17 protein-coding genes and 1 tRNA gene are annotated in these 21,269 nt (G+C 60.6%); 8 read left to right on the top strand and 10 right to left on the bottom strand.

Features of this window, described 5'->3' with window-relative positions; all coding sequences use genetic code 11:
• The 4 genes from SJY32_RS10215 to SJY32_RS10230 all read right to left on the bottom strand — a co-directional run bounded on the left by SJY32_RS10215 (position 1) and on the right by SJY32_RS10230 (position 4,545).
• On the bottom strand, positions 1–1,104 hold the full coding sequence (locus SJY32_RS10215; RefSeq protein ID WP_376874500.1) for an ABC transporter permease: 1,104 nt from the start codon (positions 1,102–1,104) through the stop codon (positions 1–3).
• A gap of 81 nt (positions 1,105–1,185) precedes the next feature.
• On the bottom strand, positions 1,186–2,484 hold the full coding sequence (locus SJY32_RS10220) for a CmpA/NrtA family ABC transporter substrate-binding protein (RefSeq protein ID WP_376877678.1): 1,299 nt from the start codon (positions 2,482–2,484) through the stop codon (positions 1,186–1,188).
• Between the two features lie 337 nt (positions 2,485–2,821).
• The gene (locus tag SJY32_RS10225; protein WP_376874503.1) at positions 2,822–3,964 is read right to left on the bottom strand and encodes a CmpA/NrtA family ABC transporter substrate-binding protein; all 1,143 of its coding nucleotides are present in this window, start codon (positions 3,962–3,964) and stop codon (positions 2,822–2,824) included.
• Positions 3,961–4,545, bottom strand: a complete 585-nt coding sequence (locus SJY32_RS10230) for an ANTAR domain-containing response regulator (protein WP_376874506.1) — start codon at positions 4,543–4,545, stop codon at positions 3,961–3,963. The genes SJY32_RS10225 and SJY32_RS10230 overlap by 4 nt, the downstream gene beginning before the upstream one ends.
• Before the next feature lie 302 nt (positions 4,546–4,847).
• Here SJY32_RS10230 and SJY32_RS10235 point away from each other — a divergent pair, with 302 nt between their 5' ends.
• The 5 genes from SJY32_RS10235 to SJY32_RS10255 all read left to right on the top strand — a co-directional run bounded on the left by SJY32_RS10235 (position 4,848) and on the right by SJY32_RS10255 (position 13,323).
• On the top strand, positions 4,848–6,122 hold the full coding sequence (locus SJY32_RS10235) for an efflux RND transporter periplasmic adaptor subunit (RefSeq protein ID WP_376874509.1): 1,275 nt from the start codon (positions 4,848–4,850) through the stop codon (positions 6,120–6,122).
• Positions 6,119–9,241, top strand: a complete 3,123-nt coding sequence (locus SJY32_RS10240; protein WP_376874512.1) for an efflux RND transporter permease subunit — start codon at positions 6,119–6,121, stop codon at positions 9,239–9,241. Before SJY32_RS10235 ends, SJY32_RS10240 begins: the two co-directional genes overlap by 4 nt.
• Before the next feature lie 201 nt (positions 9,242–9,442).
• The gene (locus SJY32_RS10245) at positions 9,443–10,441 is read left to right on the top strand and encodes an LLM class flavin-dependent oxidoreductase (protein WP_376874515.1); all 999 of its coding nucleotides are present in this window, start codon (positions 9,443–9,445) and stop codon (positions 10,439–10,441) included.
• 220 nt (positions 10,442–10,661) lie between these two features.
• Positions 10,662–10,856, top strand: coding sequence for a hypothetical protein (locus SJY32_RS10250; RefSeq protein WP_376874518.1), 195 nt, complete (start codon positions 10,662–10,664; stop codon positions 10,854–10,856).
• 181 nt (positions 10,857–11,037) lie between these two features.
• Positions 11,038–13,323 carry a molybdopterin-dependent oxidoreductase gene (locus tag SJY32_RS10255; RefSeq protein ID WP_376874521.1) on the top strand — a complete coding sequence of 762 codons (2,286 nt, stop codon included), beginning with the start codon at positions 11,038–11,040 and terminating at the stop codon, positions 13,321–13,323.
• A 77-nt stretch (positions 13,324–13,400) separates the two neighbouring features.
• On the opposite strand, the gene SJY32_RS10260 is transcribed toward SJY32_RS10255, so the two are convergent.
• Both SJY32_RS10260 and SJY32_RS10265 read right to left on the bottom strand, forming a co-directional pair.
• Positions 13,401–13,889: a Dps family protein gene (locus tag SJY32_RS10260; RefSeq protein WP_376874524.1), complete on the bottom strand. Its 489-nt coding sequence runs from the start codon at positions 13,887–13,889 to the stop codon at positions 13,401–13,403.
• A gap of 231 nt (positions 13,890–14,120) precedes the next feature.
• The gene (locus tag SJY32_RS10265) at positions 14,121–14,294 is read right to left on the bottom strand and encodes a DUF1328 domain-containing protein (protein WP_376874527.1); all 174 of its coding nucleotides are present in this window, start codon (positions 14,292–14,294) and stop codon (positions 14,121–14,123) included.
• Positions 14,295–14,745: 451 nt separating this feature from the next.
• On the opposite strand from SJY32_RS10265, the gene SJY32_RS10270 reads away from it, so the two are divergent.
• Together SJY32_RS10270 and SJY32_RS10275 are read left to right on the top strand one after the other, a co-directional pair.
• On the top strand, positions 14,746–15,114 hold the full coding sequence (locus tag SJY32_RS10270) for a DUF883 domain-containing protein (protein WP_376874530.1): 369 nt from the start codon (positions 14,746–14,748) through the stop codon (positions 15,112–15,114).
• Between the two features lie 3 nt (positions 15,115–15,117).
• The gene (locus tag SJY32_RS10275) at positions 15,118–15,447 is read left to right on the top strand and encodes a phage holin family protein (RefSeq protein ID WP_376874533.1); all 330 of its coding nucleotides are present in this window, start codon (positions 15,118–15,120) and stop codon (positions 15,445–15,447) included.
• Positions 15,448–15,696: 249 nt separating this feature from the next.
• Here the strand turns inward: SJY32_RS10275 and SJY32_RS10280 are convergent.
• Both SJY32_RS10280 and SJY32_RS10285 read right to left on the bottom strand, forming a co-directional pair.
• Positions 15,697–15,773, bottom strand: a tRNA-Met gene (locus SJY32_RS10280).
• 195 nt (positions 15,774–15,968) lie between these two features.
• Positions 15,969–16,625, bottom strand: a complete 657-nt coding sequence (locus SJY32_RS10285) for a L,D-transpeptidase (protein ID WP_376874536.1) — start codon at positions 16,623–16,625, stop codon at positions 15,969–15,971.
• 240 nt (positions 16,626–16,865) lie between these two features.
• On the opposite strand from SJY32_RS10285, the gene SJY32_RS10290 reads away from it, so the two are divergent.
• Positions 16,866–19,421: a heavy metal translocating P-type ATPase gene (locus SJY32_RS10290; RefSeq protein WP_376874539.1), complete on the top strand. Its 2,556-nt coding sequence runs from the start codon at positions 16,866–16,868 to the stop codon at positions 19,419–19,421.
• Positions 19,422–19,431: 10 nt separating this feature from the next.
• Here the strand turns inward: SJY32_RS10290 and SJY32_RS10295 are convergent, their stop codons facing one another.
• Entirely contained in the window at positions 19,432–20,625 is a 1,194-nt protein-coding gene (locus SJY32_RS10295; RefSeq protein WP_376874542.1) for an ROK family protein, read from the bottom strand.
• Between the two features lie 99 nt (positions 20,626–20,724).
• Entirely contained in the window at positions 20,725–21,192 is a 468-nt protein-coding gene (locus SJY32_RS10300; RefSeq protein ID WP_376874545.1) for a transglycosylase SLT domain-containing protein, read from the bottom strand.
• Between the last annotated feature and the right edge of the window lie 77 nt (positions 21,193–21,269).

The raw sequence follows: 21,269 nt of genomic DNA on the forward strand, positions 1-21,269 counted from the left end.
TCACCGGTTCGCTGTGAATGTGAAGGCCGATTGCAAGGCGTACATGACGCGGTCGAGCAGGAAGCCGATGATCCCGATGGTCAGCACCGCGACCATGATTTTAGCGAGGGATTGCGAGGACCCATTTTGGAATTCGTCCCAAACGAATTTCCCCAAACCCGGGTTCTGGGCAAGCATCTCCGCCGCGATCAGAACCATCCAGCCCACACCGAGGCTCAGGCGCAGGCCGGTGAAAATCAGCGGCAACGCCGAGGGCAGCACGAGTTTGGTGATCTTCGTATAGGCGTTCATTTTCAGAACTTTCGACACGCTGATCAGGTCTTTATCAATACTGGCCACGCCGAGGGCGGTGTTGATCAACGTCGGCCAGAGCGAGCAAAGCGTGACAGTGATGGCCGAGATGAGGAAGGACTTGGAAAACATCCCGTCCGTCGCGGTTGCGGCCGATACGATCATCGTCACGATGGGCAACCATGCCAGCGGCGAGACCGGTTTGAAGATCTGGATCAACGGGTTGAGTGCCGCATTCGCCGTAGCAGACAAACCCGCCGCAATCCCGAGCGGGATGGCCACAACGGAGGCGATCAGAAACCCGAAGAACACGGTTTTGATCGAGGTCATGATCTGGGTGTAGTAGGTCGGCCGTCCGGTGTAGATGCGCTCTTTCACATCCTCGGCGCGGCCGGCCTCAACCAGTTTCGCATTGCGCTCGTCCTGACGCTCATAAAACGCGACCTCTTTGGCACGTTCGCGGGCGGCATCCGCATGTAGACCCTTGGCTTGTTCCCAAACCTGCGCAGGGCCGGGAATAGCGCCAAGCGAGGTTTGCACTTTCGGCGCAAGCGCCCCCCAAGCAGCAAGGAAGATAGCGATGGACAGCAAAGGTACACCCAAGAGGCGCCAGATTTCCCCCATCTGCGCACGCGGCGCCTCCCCCCCGATCGCTTTCAGCAACGGCGTCATCCAAGCCAGACCGAAAGCTTGGAACCAGCGGTCGGCCTTTGTCACGGCGCCAAAGTAACGCGCGTTGCGCGCTGCTTTGCGAGAGGCGTTCTGGGCGGATTTTGCGCCTGTCTCAGTCACCTCGGGATCAATTGCGGTCATGATAACGTCCTGCCTACTTGGGTCGGGTATGGGGGGAGAGTTTGCGTGAAAGTGAGGGGGTGGGGAGGGAGACGCTACGCGTCAGCCCTCGATTTTATTGCCAACAACCTTTTGGGCGCCCTTCAGCCCAATCGGGAGGCTGTCGATATAGGCGTTTGGCGTGCGGCCGTCGTAGGCGATCCCGTCGATCACATCTGTCGTGACAGGTTTGAACCCGTCGCTGTCCCACGGGAAATCAGCCTCATTCGCCATGCCCTCATCCACAAGCATCTTGGCCGCATCGAGATAGATGTCGGGGCGGTAGACGCTCTTGGCGGTCTCAACGAACCATTCGTCGGTCTGGGGTTCGGCGATCTGGCCCCAACGACGCATCTGCGTCAGATACCAGATTGCGTCCGAATAGAACGGATAGGTCGCGTTATAGCGGAAGAACACATTGAAATCAGGGACTTCGCGGACATCACCCTTTTCATATTCAAAGGTGCCCGTCATCGAATTCGCGATCACTTCCGCATCCGCGCCGACATATTCAGAACGCGAAAGAATTTCGACAGCTTCTTCGCGGTTGGCGTTGTCATTCTCGTCCAACCAGATCGCCGCGCGGATCAAGGCCTTGGTGATCGCAGTGGTTGTGTTGGGGTTTTCTTCAACGAAGGAAGCGCTCAGGCCGAAGACTTTCTCGGGGTTGTTTTTCCACAGCTCGTAATCGGTAATGACCGGCACGCCGATGCCTTTAAACACTGCCTGCTGGTTCCATGGCTCACCCACGCAATAGCCCGAGATCGTACCTGCTTCCATCGTCGCAGGCATTTGTGGCGGCGGCGTTACGGAAAGCAAAACCTGTGCGCCGATCTGGCCCGAAACATCTTGCGGCGAATAGTAACCTGGCTCCAATCCGCCCGCAGCCAACCAGTAGCGCAGCTCGTAGTTATGCGTCGACACCGGGAACACCATCCCCATGTTGAACGGCTTGCCCGCATCACGGTAGCTTTGAACAACGGGCGCAAGCGAGCTCGCGCTGATCGGGTGCTGCGGACGGCCATCTTCCATGATCGGTACATGGGGTTTCATCTCGTCCCAAACTTCGTTGGAGACGGTGATCGCATTGCCGTTGAGGTCCATCGAGAAAGGCGTGACGATATGCGCTTTGGTGCCGTAGCCAATGGTCGCGGCAAGGGGCTGGCCCGCGAGCATATGCGCGCCGTCCAACTGGCCGTCGATGACGCCGTCGAGCAGAACCTTCCAGTTCGCCTGCGCCTCGAGCGTCACGTAAAGACCTTCATCCTCAAAGAAGCCCTGCTCATAGGCGACGGCCAAGGGGGCCATATCCGTCAGTTTGATGAAGCCGAATTTCAGCTCGTCCTTCTCAAGGTCCAGCATCTGCGCCAAGGCGGGCGATGCAAGAACCGAGGCAATCAAGCCAACACAGGCAAGAGATTTTCGTGCGGTCGGGAACTTGGGGAACAGCATAGACGAGCATCCTTTTTACGAGATTGAACATGAAAAAAACCGCTTGATAAATCCTTGCGCGGGGAGGAGGGGCGCAGGCATTCAATCAAGCGGCTTTGCTTGTTTTCGCGGCTCTCTGCTTTGAGGGCCTAATCGAAGCGTCGTTGCTTCGTTGAAGTCAGGATGCCATATTCGGCGCTCTGATCAACTTTGACGGTAAACTTGGGCGGTGTTTTCTGCCCCGAAGCAAAAGCCGCTTAAAATTCGATCACTTTTTTGGCAGGTGATCTTGGGTAGCGCCCCCAAAAAAGGCGCCGGATGAAGGAATTGTGCCGTCATGCGCGGCACCAAAAGGGGTCTGTGCGAGCGAGATTTCCAAAGCGGCATCCGGAATGTAAGCGGTATATAGATCGGTGCGGAAGCTCGCCCGCGCTGCGCCAAGCACATCCGCGAGGTCCATCGACTGGCTTTGCGCCATCGCGCTCGCGATCCAATCGGCCTGCTCGCGCTGCGGCACAGTTGCCCCGCCGCGGTGAAAGCGCAGGAACGCAGGGACTTCGATTGGGGTGCGGCACAAAGCGGGCAAGATTTGCCCCGTCAACGCGCGATCAATGGCGTGGTCCGGCAGATCCAAATGCTCGCTGCGCGCGAGGATGCCGCTGGCAAGGCCGTGATTATCGGGGGTATCAAGCCACGCACAGGCACGGTGGATCGCCCGCATCAACGCACCCGCCGCCCGCGCATTCTGCTCGCCCCAGTCACGGCGCACCGCGAGAACCTTCTCCGGCGCGCGGTTCCAGATTTCGACCGAGGGCAGGATAAGCTCCGCCACCGCCGTTTCGACCGCGACCGTCCCCCATGGCTCACCCACGCAAAACAGATCAATCTCGCCATCCGAAACCGCCTGCGCCATCAAAGGCGGCGGCATGGTCACAAACTCGAACGCCCCGATCTGCGCGCCCATCCAGTGCGCAAATAAAAACCGGTGCATCGAATAGGGGAACGGGACCCCCACGCGCAGCGCGGCCTCGCCGGTGCAACACGCCAAAAGTGCGTCGCGCGTGCCCGACTTATCCAAAAATGCGCCCGACCATCCCTGCTCACGCATCCGGTTCGCAACGGCCTTCGACACGCCCGTCACCGTGCCGTTGATCGACAGCATCATCAATGCATCCGTCGCGATCTGCTTTCCGCTCAAACCCAGTGACATGGCAACCGGCATAGGCGCAAGCATATGCACCGCATCCAGATGGCCCAGCGCAAGCAGATCTCGCAACGCCGCCCAAGAGGGCTGACGCAGAAGGTTCAGCGCGATGCCCTCTTCTTGCGCAAAGCCCAAAGCCTGCGCGATGATCAACGGGGCGCTATCGACGAGGGGTAAATACCCGCAATTGAGGATCTGACGATTCATGTCAAAAGATCCGACGCCGTGATCAGGGCTTCTGCGACGTCGATCACTTTGCATTTACGGTCCATCGCCCTTACCCGCAGCAAATTATACGCCTCTTCCTCGGAAATCCCGCGCGCGCGCATCAGCACTCCCTTCGCGCGATCAATCACCTTTCGATCGGTCAACGCCTGCTTTGCCGCCGCGAGTTCCAATCGCATTTGGCTGATCATCTGGAACCGAGCGATAGCGGTTTTCAAAACGGGCTTGATCCGTTCAGGCACCATCCCGCCGACGACATAGGCGCTCACGCCTGCGGCGACGGCGGCACTTGTCATGTCATCGTCCGACTGATCGACAAACATCGCGACAGGTCGCCCTTTCGCGTCCGACGCGGCGCTGACCTGTTCGAGCATATCGCGGTTGGGGTTGGCCAGATCAATCAGCACCAGATCGGGATCGACCTCTTGCAACTTGCGCGCAAGCCCCGTCATCTGTGGGGCGATTGTTACATCCGACCATCCACCCGACATCAACGCCTCCGCAATCGCGGCGGCGCGGGTGGAATCGGGTTCGACAACAAGAATACGAAGGGGCTGAGGCATGAGATGTGATTAGCGCAGCACGCACCCCCCGCCAGAGAATTTGCGCGCCCCCTCCCCCCGCGCCGTCTTAGCGTTGCACATCCCCTCAACATCGCCCTAAAAATATGCTGATCGCACATAAATTAATCGGCAAGCTGACGCAGGCCCCAAAACGCACCTCGATCACAAGATGTCAAAAGACGTAAACAGAAGAACACGTGATCGTCATGTGAGGTTTGCGGGGTCTGTGCATAAAGTTTTCGACGGAAACCCTGACCACCTGCGTTAAACCCGTAGCGACCCCTCTTATGCCGGACCTATCGATGAAAAAAATTCTCTCTCTCGGCGTCAGCGTCGTGATCCTTTCAGGTGCTTATTTTGCGACGTTTGGCGTGCCCGGGGCTCTCACAGATCTTGCGGGTACGCCCAGCGAGGCAGCGTCCGCGCCGCAATCTGGCGCGGGGGGAGCACAGCAAGACGCGAATGGTTCACCGAACGGTGGCGCTCCGGCAGGGGTGACAGGCGGCGCTGGGACAGGAGGCGCCGGGACAGGAGGCGGGGCACGCGGTGGCGGCGGGCGCGGCGGAGACCGCTCGACCACAGTGGTTTTAACACCGTTGGAACAGGTGCCATACGAAGACAACCTGCGCGCCATTGGCTCCGCGACAGCGATGCGCAGTGTCGACGTGGTTTCCGAAGGCGCAGGCAAGGTGACGGCCGTCTTCCTTCCCGCCAACGGGCGCGTTGAGGAGGGCGATGTCCTCCTCGAGCTTGATGACCGCATCGAGGCCCTGAACGTGGTGGCCGCGCAAGCCGCGTTGGATCAAGCGACGGAAACCGTCACGCGGTATGAACGTCTGCGGTCCGGCGGCAGTTCTACCGTGACGGATGTAACGCTGTCTGATGCACGCTTGGCGCAACGTCTGGCCGAGGCCGAACTGGGGCTCGCGCAAATTGCGCTGGAGGATTTGACGATCCGCGCGCCGATCTCGGGCCGACTTGGCCTAAGCGACATTGACGTCGGGGATGTGATCTCGGCCAATAGTGTGATCACCACGATCGACGAGACAGACGCGCTTTTGGTTGAATTCGAGCTTCCCGAACGCGCGATCGCGATGTTGGATCGCGAAAGCACCATCCTTGCGAGCACGCCTGCGTTGCGCGGTAAAGTGTTTGAGGGCGAAATCACCTCCTACGACAGTCGCATTGATAGCGTTACGCGCTCCATCACGGTACGCGCGCAAATTGACAATGCAGATGAGCAGCTCTGGCCGGGGATGACATTCTCTGTCCGGCTCTTGCATGAAAGTGACCCGCTCCCGATGGTGCCCAGCACTGCCATTACATGGTCGCGCGCGGGATCGAGCATCTGGGTCAATGACGCTGGCAAGGCGAAATCCGTGCCGGTGACCATTCTCTACCGCGTCGATCAGCAAGTCTGGATTCAGGCGGATCTGCCTGAGGGCGCGATGATTGTCAGCGAAGGCGCGCAGAAACTGCGCGAGGGGGCCGCGATCGTCGATGCGGGGGCGAAGCCCTCCGGCGGCAGGCCCGCACAAGAAGCCGCTGACGCAACGCCAGCCCGAGATCCGGCATGAACGGCGGCGAGGGCAAAGCGCCCCAACACGACGCCGCCAATTCCGGCGAAAAGGGTTTGGCAAATCTGTTTATCGCCCGCCCGATCCTTGGAATCGTCATCAACCTCTTGATCCTCATCGCCGGTTTGGCAGCGCTCGTCGCGGTCAATGTCCGTGAGATGCCCGATGTCGACCAGCCCGTGCTGTCCGTGCGCACGACCTACGAAGGCGCCGTGCCCGAAGCGGTTGACCGCGAAGTGACGCAGGTGCTGGAGGATGCGCTCAGCGCCCTCGATGGTCTGTCCTATATGGAAAGCACATCAAGCAGCGAGAGCAGCAGGATCACGATCGACTTGTCGACCAATGCCGATATCGACGTCGCGGCCAACGAGGCCCGTGAGATCGTCTCGGAGACCCTGCGCCAACTTCCCGACGACATCGATGATCCGGTCGTGAGCAAGAGTGACAGTTCCAGCGACGCGATCATCCGCCTTGCCGTCATGGGCGATGCGTCCCTCGCCGAGCTCACCGAAATCGCGGAAACGACGATCTATGATCGACTGTCATTGATCGACGGCATTGCCGAAGTCTCCATCCGCGGGGATCGGGCAAATATCTTCCGTGTTAATGTCGATATCCCCTCCTTGCAAAGTCGCGGCCTGACGGTGTTCGACGTCTCGGATGCGCTGGCCGCCCTGCGCGACGATACGCCCCTCGGCTCGCTCGATACCGAGACGCAGGTGATGCCATTGCGCGTCGGCAATTCGCTCGTCACGGCGCAAAGCGTGGGGGAAATTCCCGTCAATGCGACGACGCGCGTATCCGATGTCGCCTTCGTCCAACTCGGCCCCGAAGATCGCAGCACCTCCGCGCGCGTGAACGGCCAAACTGCGATCGGGGTCGAGATTACCCGGCAATCCGTCGGCAATACCCTCACCATCTCGCAAGACGTGCGGGTCGCTGTTGAGGACTTACGCAAACAAATGCCTGACGGCGTCGACTTGCTCATCACCTCCGATGACGGGGTCTTTATTGAGGGCTCGATCAACGAGGTGGTCAATTCCATCGGGCTGGCGACGATTATCGTTGTGGCGGTGATCTTCGGCTTCTTGCGGTCGCTGCGTGCAACAATCATTCCGGCGGTGACGATTCCTGTCGCGCTGCTTGGCACCATCGCGGCGATCTGGATCACCGGCTTCTCCGTCAACACGATCAGCTTGCTCGCCCTCGTCCTTGCCACAGGGATGGTCGTCGATGACGCCATCGTGGTGATCGAGAATATCGTGCGCAAGCGGAAAGAGGGGATGGGCGCCTTTGCGGCGGCGGCGGCAGGGACGAATGAAGTATTCTTTGCCGTCATCTCGACCACCGCCACCCTCGCGGCCGTCTTTATCCCGATTTCCTTCCTCCCCGGCCAAGCGGGCGGCGTGTTCAGCGAATTCGGGTTTGTGCTCGCCTTTGCGGTGACGCTTTCCTCGATAACGGCGCTGACCCTCGCGCCGGTGATGGCGGCGTTCCTTGATCCGGGCAAATTCGACGCAGCCTCATCCGCCTCCCCCAAACCGCCGAGCAGATTGGCGCGCTGGTTTGATACGATCATGGACCGCGCCATCCGCGCGCCGATGATCGTCATCAGCATCGCGTTGGGTCTCGTCATTGTGGCGGCGGGCGCTGCGGCCACCCTACCCTCCTCCATTACACCAACCGAGGATCGCGGCTTCTTCCTGATTTCCGCGCGCGGTGCGAATGACGCGGGGCTCGACTATGTCGAGAGCCAAGTCGTGCAGATCGAAGAAATGCTACAGCCCTACCGTGACAGTGGCGAAGTCACCGCCGCGCAAAGCATTATCGGCGCGGGCGGATCAAATAGTGCCTTCCTGATCATCCGCCTTGCCGACTGGAACGAACGCGCGCGCAGCCAGCAAGAGATCATCGCGGAGCTCAGTCGGAAAGTCGCCGCAGTCCCCGGATTGCAGGTTTCGGCCCGCTCAACCAACAGTTTGAATATCCGTGGCGGCGGGCAAGGTCTGCAATTCGCGGTAACGGGCACAAACTCGGCGGCAATGACAGATGCGGCAGAAATGCTCGTCGCGCGCATGGCGCAAGACGACACATTCCTAAACCCGCAACTTTCGGCGGACGCCGTCGAAGCCCAGCTCGAGCTCATGATTGACGACGAGATGATCGGAATGTTCGGCCTGACCGAGGCGAATATCACCAAAACCGTGAGCGCGATGACAACCGGCGTCACCGCGGTCAGCGTGTTTGAGAACGATAAGGAGATCGATGTCGACGTGTTGCCCGGTGGCGCGCCCATTGACGATCCCTCCGACCTCGATTCGATCCAGTTGCAATTGCCGGACGGGGGCTATGTCCCCCTCTCCGCCGCCGCGACCTTGGAAACCGTCATCAGCCCGTCGCGCTTGACGCGGCAAGGTGGAGCGCTCGCAGTTTCTGTGCAGGCCAACCTTGGCGAGGATGTCGATCTGGGCAGCGCAATGGCGCGGCTATCGGACATCGCGGAGGCGGAATTACCGTCGGGGATGAACATCATCTTCACGGGCGAGGCCGCCAGTTTACAAGAAAGCGAAAGCGGGATGTATACCGTGTTCGGGGTCGCGATTGTGATCGTTTTGCTCGTTCTTGCCGCCCAATTCGAGAGTTTCGCCTCCGCAGTCGTGATCATGCTAACGGTGCCTTTCGGCCTTGCTGCCGCCGTATTGGCGATCAGCTTGAGCGGCGGATCGCTTAACTATTATAGCCAGATCGGACTTGTGATGTTGATCGGCGTGATGGCGAAGAACGGCATTTTGATTGTCGAGTTCGCGAACCAGTTGCGCGAGGCGGGACAGGATATCGACAGTGCCATCCGTGATGCGCTGCGCCTTCGAATCCGGCCTGTGATGATGACGATGGTCTCGACAGTCTTCGGCGGCCTGCCCCTCATCCTCACCTCTGGCGCGGGCGCGGAAGCGCGGATCGCAGTCGGCTGGGTGATTGTGGGTGGGTTGGGGTTTGCGACCGTCTTCACCCTGTTCCTCACCCCCGTCTTTTATCGCTGGATCGCTGTTTGGGGCGCAGAGCCCGCAATGGCGTCCAAACGCCTGGCGCGCGAGAAGGCGGAGTTCCTCGGCGCGTAATCCCGCCAAACCATTGGCAACCACATCAAGCAATGGGCGGAGGAGCAGATAAACATGCCCTCCGCCCATTGCTTTTCGCGCGGCCATTCTTAGCTAATAAAAAAGCAACGCCCCCAAACGCAGCAGGGCGCGATCATCGCACGTCGGGCACGCCGCGCCATGCGCGAAACGGGCGAGCTTGCGGGCAGATAGCAGGATATGATGCAAAACTTTTCACTTCTCGATCTCTCTCCGATTCCGGAGGGCAGCACCGCCGCCGATGCCCTCGCAAATTCCGTGTCTCTCGCGCAGCATGCCGAGGCGGCCGGCTACCATCGCTATTGGCTCGCCGAGCATCACAACATGACCGGCATTGCCAGCGCGGCGACCGCTGTGGTGATCGGCCATATCGCGGGGGCGACGAAAACCATGCGTGTTGGCGCAGGCGGGATCATGTTGCCCAATCACGCACCCCTCATGGTCGCGGAGCAATTTGGCACATTGGCGACGCTCTATCCCGACCGGATTGATCTTGGCTTGGGCCGCGCACCGGGGACGGATATGGCCACCGCGCGCGCCCTGCGCCGTCATATGGCCCCCGAGGACGGCTTCCCCCAAGACGTGCAAGAGTTGATTGCCTATCTGGGCGATGCGCCCGCCACGCCCCGCGTGCGGGCCATTCCCGGCGAGGGGACGCATGTTCCCGTATGGATCTTGGGGTCGAGCCTCTACGGCGCGCAGCTCGCCGCGTATCTCGGCCTGCCCTACGCTTTTGCATCGCATTTCGCACCTGCGATGCTTGATGAGGCGCTGGCGACCTACCGCGCCACATTCCGTCCGTCAGCCGCGCTTAAGCAGCCCCATGTGATGATCGCGGCGGGGGTCTGTGTGGCCCCCACGCAAGAAGAAGCCGCCTATCTGCGCAGCTCGCAAATCCTCGCCTTCGCGCGTTTGCATATGGGGAAGCCTGGTAAGCTACCGCCCCCGACCGAGGCCCTGGCCGACGAGGTGCCGCCTCAGGTCATGGCCGGTGTGCAGCAAGCCCTGTCATGTTCAGCGACCGGCGCGCCCGAGACTGTCGCGCGCGAACTGGCGGATCTGATCGCGCGTTACCAACCTGACGAGTTGATTGTCACAGGGATGATCCACGACCCTGCCGCCCGCATCAGATCGTTTGAACTGGCGGCGGACATTCTCGGCGGTTTAAAAACCTCGCGATAAGACGCGTGCCAAAGCAGCCCGCGACGACGGCCCGCCCGAAACGGCGGGCCGTTCCCGTTTCCAGCTTTGTTAACTTCTATTAATAAAAATCACTTCGCTCGAAAATGGCCCGTATCCTGCCCCATTCGCGCCCAGATTGGGGGCCAAAACACCCACATGCCAAGGCAAACATGCCTAGCCCTAAACAACTTACGATTAACCACTCGGTAGGAGAGACCCGATGAAACTGTTCAAACTTGTTAAAAAATTCAACGCAGAAGAAGAAGGCGCTGTGACTGTTGACTGGGTTGTTCTGACCGCAGCAGTGGTTGGCCTCGGCGCAGCAGCGCTCTCGATGGTCACCAAAGGCACAGGCGCAGCCTCCACGAAAATCGACGCTGCCCTGTCGAGCGTTACTGTTAAAACGACCTTCTAAGGTCTACGTCGCCCAGCGCGACGCCCCCATTCCCCCAAAAGGGGTCCGCTTCTGGCCGCGCAATCTGCGCGGCCTTTTGCATATCAAACGCCCGCCCCGCTACCTGCCACCACTTGGCTTTGATCTGATCTGGCGCTACTCCGTGCGATAGGGGATTGCCCATATTCACAAGAGGTTTTCGATGGTTCAGAAATTGACCGCGGCGCATTGGGGTATTTTTGAAATCGACGGTTTTGGTGAGACCGCTCACCTCAAACCCATCGCCCGCGACAATCAACCCGCGCGGATCGGGTCCGGTTGGCTGGACGCCATGCGCGACAGTGACAGCCGCATCTTACGGCCTTCGATCCGCAAAGGCTGGCTCGAAAACCGCGACACAGATCGCAATGGCGATGCCGAGTTTGTTGAGCTGCCTTGGGACGAAGCCTTGGACATCACCGCACAAGAGCTGCGCCGTGTGGTCGATACACATGGCAACGGCGCCTTGTTCGCGGGCTCTTACGGCTGGGCGTCGGCGGGCCGCTTTCATCATGCGCAATCGCAACTGCGTCGGTTCCTCAACACAATCGGCGGTTTCGTAAATGCGCGGGACACCTATTCCCATGCCGGCGCCGAGGTCATTTTTCCGCATCTCACCGGGATGTCGAATAAAGTGTTCCAAGACGAGATGACAAGCTGGCCATTGGTGGCACAGCATTGCGAAACGCTTTTGGCGTTCGGCGGCATATCGAAGCGCGCGGCACAAATCGCCTCCGCGGGCACGTCCAGCCATGAAACCGAGGATTGGTTGGCGAAGGCGAAGGGCAATGGGTGCAAGCTCGTCAATATCTCGCCCCTGCGCACCGATATGGCCGCGCATCTGGCGGCGGATTGGGTTGGCCTGCGGCCCGGCACGGATTGCGCACTTATTCTTGCGCTGGCCTATGAAGTATTCCGTTTGGGCCGCGCGGATCGAGCCTTCCTTGACCGCTACACGCATGGCGCGGCGACGTTCGAAGCCTATGTGACGGGCGCCCAAGACGGCACACCGAAGACGCCCGAGTGGGCAGCCGCGTTATGCGATATCCCCGCGCAAACAATTCGCGATCTGGCGGATCGGATCAGCACAACCCGCACGATGATCGCCATGGCCTGGGGGATGCAGCGAGCGGATCGGGGCGAAATTACACTTTGGGCAGGCCTCTCATTGGCGTGCTTGCTCGGGCAAATCGGCCAACCCGGCACGGGCTACGCCTTCGGCTATGGCTGTAGCGAAATCGTTGGCCGCGCAACGCGTTGGGTCGATTGGCCCTCCGTGCCGCAGGGGCGCAACCCCGTTCGTGATTATATCCCGGTCGCACGGATCGCGGACATGCTCGAATACCCCCGCACTGCGTATCGCTACAACGGCGAGACACGCACTTACCCCGATGCAAAGATGATCTGGTGGTCAGGCGGGAATCCGTTCCATCATCATCAAGACCTCAATCGCCTTGATCGGGTCTGGCGCAATCCTGAAACGGTGGTAGTCTTGGATCATAGCTGGACCGCGACCGCGCGCCGTGCAGACATCGTTTTGCCCACGACATCCGCTTTGGAACGCGACGATCTGATGGTGAACCGCCGTGATCCAGCATTGGTGTATATGTCCGCCGCGATGCCGCCCAAGGGCGAGGCGCGCGACGATTATGCGATCCTCTCCGCTCTTGCGGCGCGTATGGGGACCGAGGCGGCCTTTTGCGAGGGGCGCGATGTTAAGGGCTGGCTACGGCATCTCTGGCAGGGCTGTGCGCAAGCGGCGCAAAGCTTTGGCGCCTCCCTACCGGCGTTCGACCGCTTTAAAGAGGACGGGATTTTCGACCTCCCCGAACCTGAGACGCTGCGCATTCAGTTCGGCGCGTTCATCAACGATCCGGTAAACAATCCCCTCCAGACGCCGAGCGGCAAGATTGAGATCGAAAGTCAGTCGATCGCCGCAATGGGTCTGGCGGATTGCGGGCCAATCCCCACTTGGCAGACCCCCGTCGAGGGGCTTACGACCGCGGCCCCCGATCAACTGCATCTTGTGTCGGGACAGCCCGACACGCGGCTTCATTCGCAGAACGACAGTGGAAGCGTCGCCAAAGCCGCGAAAGTGGCGGGGCGTGAGGCGTGCTGGATGCACCCCGACGCGGCGGCCGCACGCGGCCTTCAGAGCGGCGATATCGTGCGCCTTGAAAGCCCGCGCGGCGCTTGCCTCGCAGGGCTGATCCTCACGCCCGAGATGCGGCGCGATTGCATCTCGCTGCCGACCGGGGCTTGGCTCGATCTGCGCGAGATCGACGGTGAACGGATCTGCGTGCACGGCAACCCGAATATGCTGACTTTGGATCAGGGGTCGACATCCCTCAGCCAAGGCAACATCGCGCATACGACACTTGTCCGCGTCTCGAAATGGGATAAGCCGGTCCCCGAAATCCACGTCCACTCGCAGCCTCGCTTTGCGTGAGGGTTTGCCCCTGTGATACGCATAAAAAAGCCCGCCAAGCAGGTTGCTTGGCGGGCTTTATGGCGGCCTCAAAGACCTTAGGCGGCCATCGAACGCAGCATCCATGCGGCCTTCTCGTGCACACCAGACCGCGCCGTCGCCAGATCGGCCGTCACGATGTCACGTGCTTCCTCCGACGTCTCCGCCAAGTCATGCATCATGCGGGCGAGTTCCTCGTGGCTCTCGGCGAGCGCTTCGACCATCTCACGCGCCGAAGGCTTCTCCGCCACGGCATTCGGTTTGCCGATCAGCGCATCGGCACCCATCGGCGTGAGCGAGCCCAGCGCCCGCACGCGCTCGGCCAGCACATCGGTAGCCTCGAACAATTCGCCGTATTGTGCCTCTGTCAGCATGTGGATCGAATAGAACATTGGGCCTTCAACGTTCCAATGCGTGACATGCGTATCGATGAGCAACCGATACGTCGCGCTCAGCGCCTTGTTCAATTCCGTTGCGACTTTCTTGGGCGCCTTGATACCGGTGGAAACCTTGTCGGCGGTCGAGATTGTGGTGAGAACGTCAGCCATCTGTCGTATCCTTTCTCAATAATCCATCGCGGGCCTTAGGGACAGATCGTCCCCGCCGCGCGTTTCACCAAATCAACGCAGTCGACGCGCTCCAGTTCCTTGCGGATGCGTTTTTTTCACAGCGGAGCATCTAAACCGTCTCATAAAATCACATGATATCGAATTGGTAAGGGCGCGCCGGATGGCGCGCCCTGCTGGTCTCTCACGAAGCTTCGCGCTTAACACATGCCCTTAGACGGGCGGTTTACCGCGGACCGCACGGGCCACCATCGCGATGACAAACAGCACGAGGAAGACGAAGAACAGAATTTGCGCGATACCGGCAGACGCGCTGGCGAGACCGCCAAAACCGAATGCTGCCGCGATGAGTGCTACGATGAGAAACGTCAAAGCCCAACCAAGCATGATACTCTCCATTTGTTGTGTGACGCGCCGAAAACTGGCGCCGGGGTGAGCGTCTCTCTCGACGCCCCATTGTGCAACCAACGCGACTTATGAGGGGATGGTTCCCGAACTCTTCGAGAAAAGCCGCGCAGGTGCTCCTGTTTGCCGCCCGCGGGGGCTACTTATTTGAGCGCCTCCTCACATTAGCAAACGCGCAGGAAGCGCGCGGGTGATCGGCCAAATTTTCGCCAAACATCATCCCCGAATATCGGCATATTGACACAGGTCATGGCGCGCAGCGTGTGCGCGCGCGTAAGGTTAGGGCGGACCAATGCAGCGCCTGCGACGGCTTCCCGACGTGGTTTTGCCAAAGCACGGGAACTTTCCCCGAGATGGCGCGTTATCTTTTCAATCGCTGCAACGAACGACGGTTTTACCGCCCACCGCAGCCCATTCAATTTGGAGAATGACCATGGCACAATCGGCAACAACGACACTTAAAGACGTAAGCAAAACCGATACTTCCGAAATCGAAGCACAACTCGCCGCATTGCGCAGCGACGTGTCCGGCCTCACCAAAGCGCTCGCCGCTTACGGGCAGACCCAAGGAAAGAACCTGTCGGAAGCCGCAAGCACCCAAGCCGCATCCGTCAAAGCGTCCGGCGAGGAAGCTGCACGGATCGCCGCGCAGAAGGCGGACGAGGCCTATCACCTTGCCCGCGACAAGGCGAGCCTCGCCTACATGCAAACCGAGGACACCGTGCGCCAAAACCCAGCCGCTGCAGTTGGTATCGCGGCCGGTATCGGCTTCCTTGCTGGCCTGTTGACCGCGCGGAAATAAGATATGCTTGGCGCGTTGCAACATCGTATCGCAGACGCCGCGCGCCGCTCCGCCTTTGCCGGCGTGGGGGCGGTGTTCGGATTGGTCGGCCTTGGCTTTTTGACCGTTGCGGGTTGGCTTGTTCTGGAAGCCACGCGGGACGCCACATTCGCGGCGATCGTGTTGGGGTTGGTTTACCTCGGCATCAGTATTGTCGCACTGGCCATTGCCTTCTCACGCCCGACACCGCCACCACCACCACCGCCCGTGGCGCAGACCAACCCGATTGCCTCGTTGATCCCCGCATTTCTCGCCGGGTTTGAGCAAGGCCGTGACATGAGGAGGCCGCGTTAACTGCGCCCTCCGACCAGCTTCCGCCATGCCCTCGCTACCGGACGTGCCCCATATGCGTGAGTGCCCGATATGGCTGAGTCTTCCGCTTAGCTTCGCGAGCGTGGCTGCCTGCTACCCCTCCCTGACTGATCCGCGCCCCAGTGGCGCGGATTTTTTTTATGCCTTGCGCGGAGATCTGCGCGATCGCGCGTGCCAGAAACCGCCGCGCTACGCGTTGCGTTCGGCATCAATTTGCAAAAAGGGGGGAAGTGGTGGCGAGGGGGGGACTCGAACCCCCGACCCTGCGATTATGAGTCGCATGCTCTAACCAGCTGAGCTACCTAGCCACTGCGGCGGGTAACTAAGGGAGGGGACGGGGGGCGTCAAGCGAAAACGGCCGTTTTTTTCAACCAGCCTCAAAACTAATTTCATCCCGCGTACGACAGGCTTGTTTTACTGGGATTGGCGCGTCAGCGGATCGCAGCAAAACAAAAAGGTCCGGCCAAACGACCGGACCTTTTGAAGCACACTCAGCAATAAAATTAATAGACCGTCACCGGCGTTCCGAGAGGGACACGATCAAACAGCGCGATCACATGCTCGTTCACCATCCGCAGGCATCCGTTCGATGCCGCATGGCCGATGGAAGACGGCGATGTCGTGCCGTGGATACGAATTGCCGTGTCGCGGCCGTTTTGGTAGAGATAGAGCGCCCGCGCGCCCAGCGGATTGGTCGGCCCGCCCGGCATGCCATCTTCGTATTTCTTATATGCCTGCGGGTTTCGTTCGATCATCTCTTGCGTCGGGCGCCAGCTTGGCCATTCAACTTTGCGCTGAATGGTCGCATCCCCCCGGAAGACGAGCTCCTCGGTGCCGACGGCGACGCCGTAACGCATCGCGCGGCCCGGCGCAAATACATGATATAAAAAGAACTTTTCGCTCACCACGATGATGGACCCGACGGTGAGCGACGGCTTGACCTGGACCTCGCGCGGGTAGAAGCGCTCGGCGATAGGCCATGTGGACCCTTCCGGGAAGGTCACCGGCCCCATCTCGATCTGCGACGTGGCGGAAGTGGAAACCGGCGCGGAAGCAGCGGCCTTGATCAGTTTCTCCGGCGCCGCTTGTGCGGATGACAGGCTTGGCGCAGCCAAGAGCGGGATAGCGGCGAAACTGGTGAGAAGTGCGCGACGGTCCATAGGGTTCTCCGTTCAATGATCGTGTGACGCTAGCACCTCAATCACGAGCGCTCAACCTTAAGCGCAACTTTGCCGGTAGGAAACTGACGCAAACGTCCTTGTTTTGAACGATTTCACGCGCCGCTCTGCGTTGATGCGCGCCCGCGCCGCGGCCCCTAGGCGAAGATCGGCATATGCGCCGCGCGGCTTGCACCGTGCCGCGTGAGCCCTTATCTCGGTGGAATGTGAGAGGAGGCCCGCATGGAACCCCGTACCCCACCACGATCGCCCGCACACCCATCGACACTCCACCTCACGATTGATGCAATGCATTGCGGGGCCTGCACGGGGCGCGTCGAACGGGCTTTGCGAGATCAAGACGGCGTGCACTCTGCGGCGGCCAATTTGATGGCCCGCACTGTCCATGTCACCTACACCGCACCCGCGAGCCCCCACGCCCTGCTCGAAGCGCTGGAGACGGCCGGCTATCCGGCGGCGACCCTCAAAACTCGCTACGTGATCGACGGTCTGGGCGATGCTGCACAGGACAACATCATCGCGCAGATCGGCGCAATTGCGGGGGTGATCGAGGTCGTCCAGTCACATGATACCGATGAGAGCAAAGGCGATTCACTCAGCAGCCCCCCGAACGGGGCGGCGCTGACACTGACCTATGCACAAGGCATGACCTCGCCGCGCGAATTGACACGTGCACTCAACGACATCTTGAAAGATCAGGGCGGGCTTGTCGCAGTTGCGCAAGGCTCGCAATCCCCCCCTCCCTCGCCTGCGCTGCGCCAGCAAGCCGAAGCGGCGCAGTTAGCCCGCGATATGGCCATCGCCTCCGTGCTGACCCTGCCGGTGTTCGTGCTGGCGATGGGCGCGCATATGATCCCCGCGTTTCACCACTGGATCATGGCCACCATGGGCGAGCGCACGAGCTGGGTGATCCAGATGGGCCTGACAGCGCTCGTGCTCATCGGGCCGGGGCGCGTCTTCTTGCGCAAAGGACTGCCCGCGCTCCTGCGCGGCGCGCCGGAGATGAACTCCCTTGTGGCACTCGGCTCACTGGCTGCATTTGGCTACTCGGCTTGCGTCACCATACTCCCCGATGCCTTCCCGATCGTGTCGCGCGGGGTGTATTTCGAGGCGGCGGCAATGATTGTCACGCTGATTTTGCTGGGGCGCTGGATGGAGGCCCGCGCCAAGGGCCAAGCGGGCGAGGCGATTGCGAAACTCGTTGAATTGACGCCGCAAACTGCACAGGTCGAACGTCCGTCCGGCGTCATCACTCTGCCCGTCGATGACCTTGTTGCGGGCGACATCGTGCATCTCGCGGCGGGGGAGCGCGTCTGCCTTGACGGGGTTATCATCGATGGCGACAGCTGGATTGACGAAGCAATGCTGACGGGCGAGCCGCTCCCGCAACGTAAAACGGTCGGCGATCAAGTTACAGGCGGCACGCTGAACGGGGCCTCTGCGATCAGCTTTCGCGTAACGGCCACGGGCGCGCAAACCGTTCTGGCGCGGATCATTGCGATGGTTGAGAGCGCGCAAGGCGCTAAACTGCCCGTGCAAGCCTTGGTGGACCGCGTCACCCGCGTCTTTGTGCCCACGGTCATCATGCTTTCGCTGGCGACGTTCGCGATCTGGCTGGCGCTTGGCGCGCAGCTTGCACCCGCGCTGATCGCCGCGATCTCGGTGATGATTATTGCCTGCCCCTGCGCGATGGGATTGGCAACGCCGGTCTCGATCCTGATGGGCACCGGGCGCGCCGCGCAAAAGGGCCTGTTGTTTCGGCGCGGCGATGCATTGCAACGCCTCTCCAACGTCTCGACCATCGCGTTTGACAAGACAGGAACGCTGACCATAGGGCACCCGCAGATCACCGACTGTATCGGAGAGCCGGCGGATATCACATCGGCCTTGCGACTGGCAGCGGCGGCCGAAAGCCGATCAGAGCACCCTTTGGCGCGCGCGATTGTAGACCGCGCGCGCCAAAGCCTGACCGACGCACAGGGCGCCACCGGAGACGCAGGGGCGGCCCTCCCCCGCGCGCGCAAGGTTGAGGCTTTGGCGGGCATGGGGTTGCGCGCGCAGGTCGAGGGCAAAACGGTTGTTATCGGCAACCGCCGCGCGCTTGAGGCGGAAAACATCGCGCCGCGTTTCATTGAGGATGCCGAGCGATTGGCGCAGGCCGGAAAGACACCCGTGTGGATCGCAGTGGAAGGCGAGGTTCTTGCTCTCCTCGGGTTGGCCGACCCGATCAAACCCGAGGCGCGCGAGGCGGTGCAGCGCCTTCAAGACGCGGGTATCACGGTGACGATACTCTCAGGCGATTTGCAAGCGAGCGCCGAGGCGGTCGCGCGCGAGATCGGCCTCAAAGACACTGACCGCAATGTGATTGGCGGCGTTTTGCCCGAGGGCAAGGCCGCCGCCATCACGGCGCTGAAAGAACGGGGCATCGTCGCCTTTGTCGGGGATGGGCTCAATGACGCCCCTGCCCTTGCGCAGGCGGATATCGGGATCGCCATCGGCACCGGGACAGATATCGCGATCGAAGCGGCAGAGGTCGTTTTGATGCGTGGCGATCCGCGCGGGGTGGCTGACGCCCTCGCTCTGTCCAAAGCGACGATGCGCAACATCCGCCAAAACCTGTTCTGGGCCTTTGCCTATAACGCCGCCCTTATTCCCGTCGCGATGGGCGCCTTTACGCCACTTGGCCTCCATGGGATCTCGCCCATGCTAGCGGCAGGCGCAATGGCCTTCTCCTCCGTATTTGTCGTGACAAACGCCCTACGTCTCCGGGCCGCGTAACGCTACAAGGTCAGCTGCTAAAGGCACTGCCCGCGAGAAGATATTGCGCGGTGATCGGCAGGCTTCCCGCCCCAATAGACCGCGCATCGGAGCCGACCGAGCCTTCGAGCAAGCTCGGCAAAGCGATCCCCTGACTGTCCACCGACGCGAGCGCCTTCGAAATCGCCGCGAGCAAACGCGCACGGACTGTTTCGGGGAAACCACCGTCGAGGATAACCGCTTGGAAATCAATCACGGAGGAAATGGCAACAATCGCGATTGCGATATGTTTCGCAGCCCCGTCGATCCACTCTCCCAAATGTGGCTCGATCCCGTCCCAAGCGTCTGGCCCCTGCCAGATCCGCATAGGGTCCAACCCCGCTTCCGCGAGGCGGCGCTCAAGCAGGTAGAGCGATGCGTTGTGAATGAGCTGATGGCCAGGGCGGCTGGTGTCGGCGACAGGCAATGTACCGAACGCGGCCGCATTGCCTGAGCGCCCCGCAAACACGTTATCGTTCAAAACAACGCCGCCACCGATGAAATAGCCCACGAAGATATAGGCGTAATCCGCGATCTCGCGGCCACGGCCAAACCCGTGCTCTGCGGCGCAGGCGGCAGTCGCATCATTGGCAATGAACACACGGTATTCCGAAAACTTTGCGATTTCCGCGACGAAATCAAATCCGCGCCATGCCTCCATTTTCTCGGCAGGCGCGTTGACCGCTTCGAGCCAGTTCCACATCTCAAAAGGCGCCGCGATGCCGATGCCGCAAATCTTGCCTGCCTCGCGGGGCGTCAGGTCAGCGTGGATCGCCTCCATCCCCTCACGCAGGAACGAAATGATCGCATCGGGCGTGGGGAAAACATATGTGCAACTGCGCCGCGCACGCGGTTTGCCCGTGAAATCGGTGAGCACCAGATCACAGCTCCGCCGCCCGATCTTCAGGCCAAACGACATCACCCCGTCCGCCCGAAGCGCCATCGGCGTGAGGGGTTTGCCAACCTTGCCGCGCTGCGGCTCGCCTTTGACGACAAGCTCGTCGGTTTCAAGCTTGCGCAAAATCACGGACACTGTTTGCGGCGACAGACCTGTCCGACGGGCGATTTCGGCAGAGGCGATAGCGCCATGGCGGTGTATCAATGACAGCAAAAGCCGCTCATTGTGATCGCGAACACCGATCTGGTTCACCCCACCTGCGGGATCGCGGATAAAACTGTTTTTCATAAGAAATCTGTCCCTAAAATTGGCCCATGCGTCAAGCCTGATACGCATGGGCGCGTAAATCAATTTTAAGGATTCACAAAATCAGGGCGCCGCCGAAAGTTAACTGCGCAGACCGGTTTCTTTCAACATCCCGCGACGCTTGGCCTCGTAATAATAGCCCTTCGCATACCAGCTGATCGCGCGATCCTCGGACCCGTTCGACAATAGCCATGCGCCGCGCAGATATTTCACGCCATATTTCAGGTTGGTATCCGCATCCAAAAGCTCACTCGGCGCGCCTCGATGCCCCATCGTGCGGGCGGTTTGCGGCAAGATTTGCATCAACCCGTAGTAAGGGCCGTTGCGAGCCTCCGCGCGGTAGCCTGATTCGCGCTGCACGGAGCGGTGCACCAATGTGCGCGGCACTTCGTAGTGATCGGCCCATTTGTTGATCAGCGCGCGAAGCTCTGGCGTCTCACCGTTTTGCAACGCGAGCTTATTGCTGCGTGCACGGCTTTCAGAATTTCCGCCGCAAGCGGAGAGCCCCAAGAGGGCAAAAACGAGCGCCTGACGGCGGGAGATCAACATAGCTTCACCCTCGGTTTTTATCGCTCATACCTTTGAGCGAGACATCGCGGAAGCCTGCGCCCATCCTCTGCGCGAGA

Source organism: Albirhodobacter sp. R86504 (assembly GCF_042466415.1).
Lineage (GTDB): Bacteria > Pseudomonadota > Alphaproteobacteria > Rhodobacterales > Rhodobacteraceae > Albirhodobacter.

What these genes read in the sequence shown, in the direction of transcription:
- SJY32_RS10270 (WP_376874530.1), top strand. Translation starts at nt 14,746, where the DNA reads ATGGCACAATCGGCAACAACGACACTTAAAGACGTAAGCAAAACCGAT.
- SJY32_RS10255 (WP_376874521.1), top strand. Translation starts at nt 11,038, where the DNA reads ATGGTTCAGAAATTGACCGCGGCGCATTGGGGTATTTTTGAAATCGAC.
- SJY32_RS10290 (WP_376874539.1), top strand. Translation starts at nt 16,866, where the DNA reads ATGGAACCCCGTACCCCACCACGATCGCCCGCACACCCATCGACACTC.
- SJY32_RS10275 (WP_376874533.1), top strand. Translation starts at nt 15,118, where the DNA reads ATGCTTGGCGCGTTGCAACATCGTATCGCAGACGCCGCGCGCCGCTCC.
- SJY32_RS10300 (WP_376874545.1), bottom strand. Translation starts at nt 21,192, where the DNA reads ATGTTGATCTCCCGCCGTCAGGCGCTCGTTTTTGCCCTCTTGGGGCTC.
- SJY32_RS10235 (WP_376874509.1), top strand. Translation starts at nt 4,848, where the DNA reads ATGAAAAAAATTCTCTCTCTCGGCGTCAGCGTCGTGATCCTTTCAGGT.
- SJY32_RS10225 (WP_376874503.1), bottom strand. Translation starts at nt 3,964, where the DNA reads ATGAATCGTCAGATCCTCAATTGCGGGTATTTACCCCTCGTCGATAGC.
- SJY32_RS10215 (WP_376874500.1), bottom strand. Translation starts at nt 1,104, where the DNA reads ATGACCGCAATTGATCCCGAGGTGACTGAGACAGGCGCAAAATCCGCC.
- SJY32_RS10260 (WP_376874524.1), bottom strand. Translation starts at nt 13,889, where the DNA reads ATGGCTGACGTTCTCACCACAATCTCGACCGCCGACAAGGTTTCCACC.
- SJY32_RS10245 (WP_376874515.1), top strand. Translation starts at nt 9,443, where the DNA reads ATGCAAAACTTTTCACTTCTCGATCTCTCTCCGATTCCGGAGGGCAGC.
- SJY32_RS10240 (WP_376874512.1), top strand. Translation starts at nt 6,119, where the DNA reads ATGAACGGCGGCGAGGGCAAAGCGCCCCAACACGACGCCGCCAATTCC.
- SJY32_RS10250 (WP_376874518.1), top strand. Translation starts at nt 10,662, where the DNA reads ATGAAACTGTTCAAACTTGTTAAAAAATTCAACGCAGAAGAAGAAGGC.
- SJY32_RS10230 (WP_376874506.1), bottom strand. Translation starts at nt 4,545, where the DNA reads ATGCCTCAGCCCCTTCGTATTCTTGTTGTCGAACCCGATTCCACCCGC.
- SJY32_RS10265 (WP_376874527.1), bottom strand. Translation starts at nt 14,294, where the DNA reads ATGCTTGGTTGGGCTTTGACGTTTCTCATCGTAGCACTCATCGCGGCA.
- SJY32_RS10295 (WP_376874542.1), bottom strand. Translation starts at nt 20,625, where the DNA reads ATGAAAAACAGTTTTATCCGCGATCCCGCAGGTGGGGTGAACCAGATC.
- SJY32_RS10285 (WP_376874536.1), bottom strand. Translation starts at nt 16,625, where the DNA reads ATGGACCGTCGCGCACTTCTCACCAGTTTCGCCGCTATCCCGCTCTTG.
- SJY32_RS10220 (WP_376877678.1), bottom strand. Translation starts at nt 2,484, where the DNA reads ATGCTGGACCTTGAGAAGGACGAGCTGAAATTCGGCTTCATCAAACTG.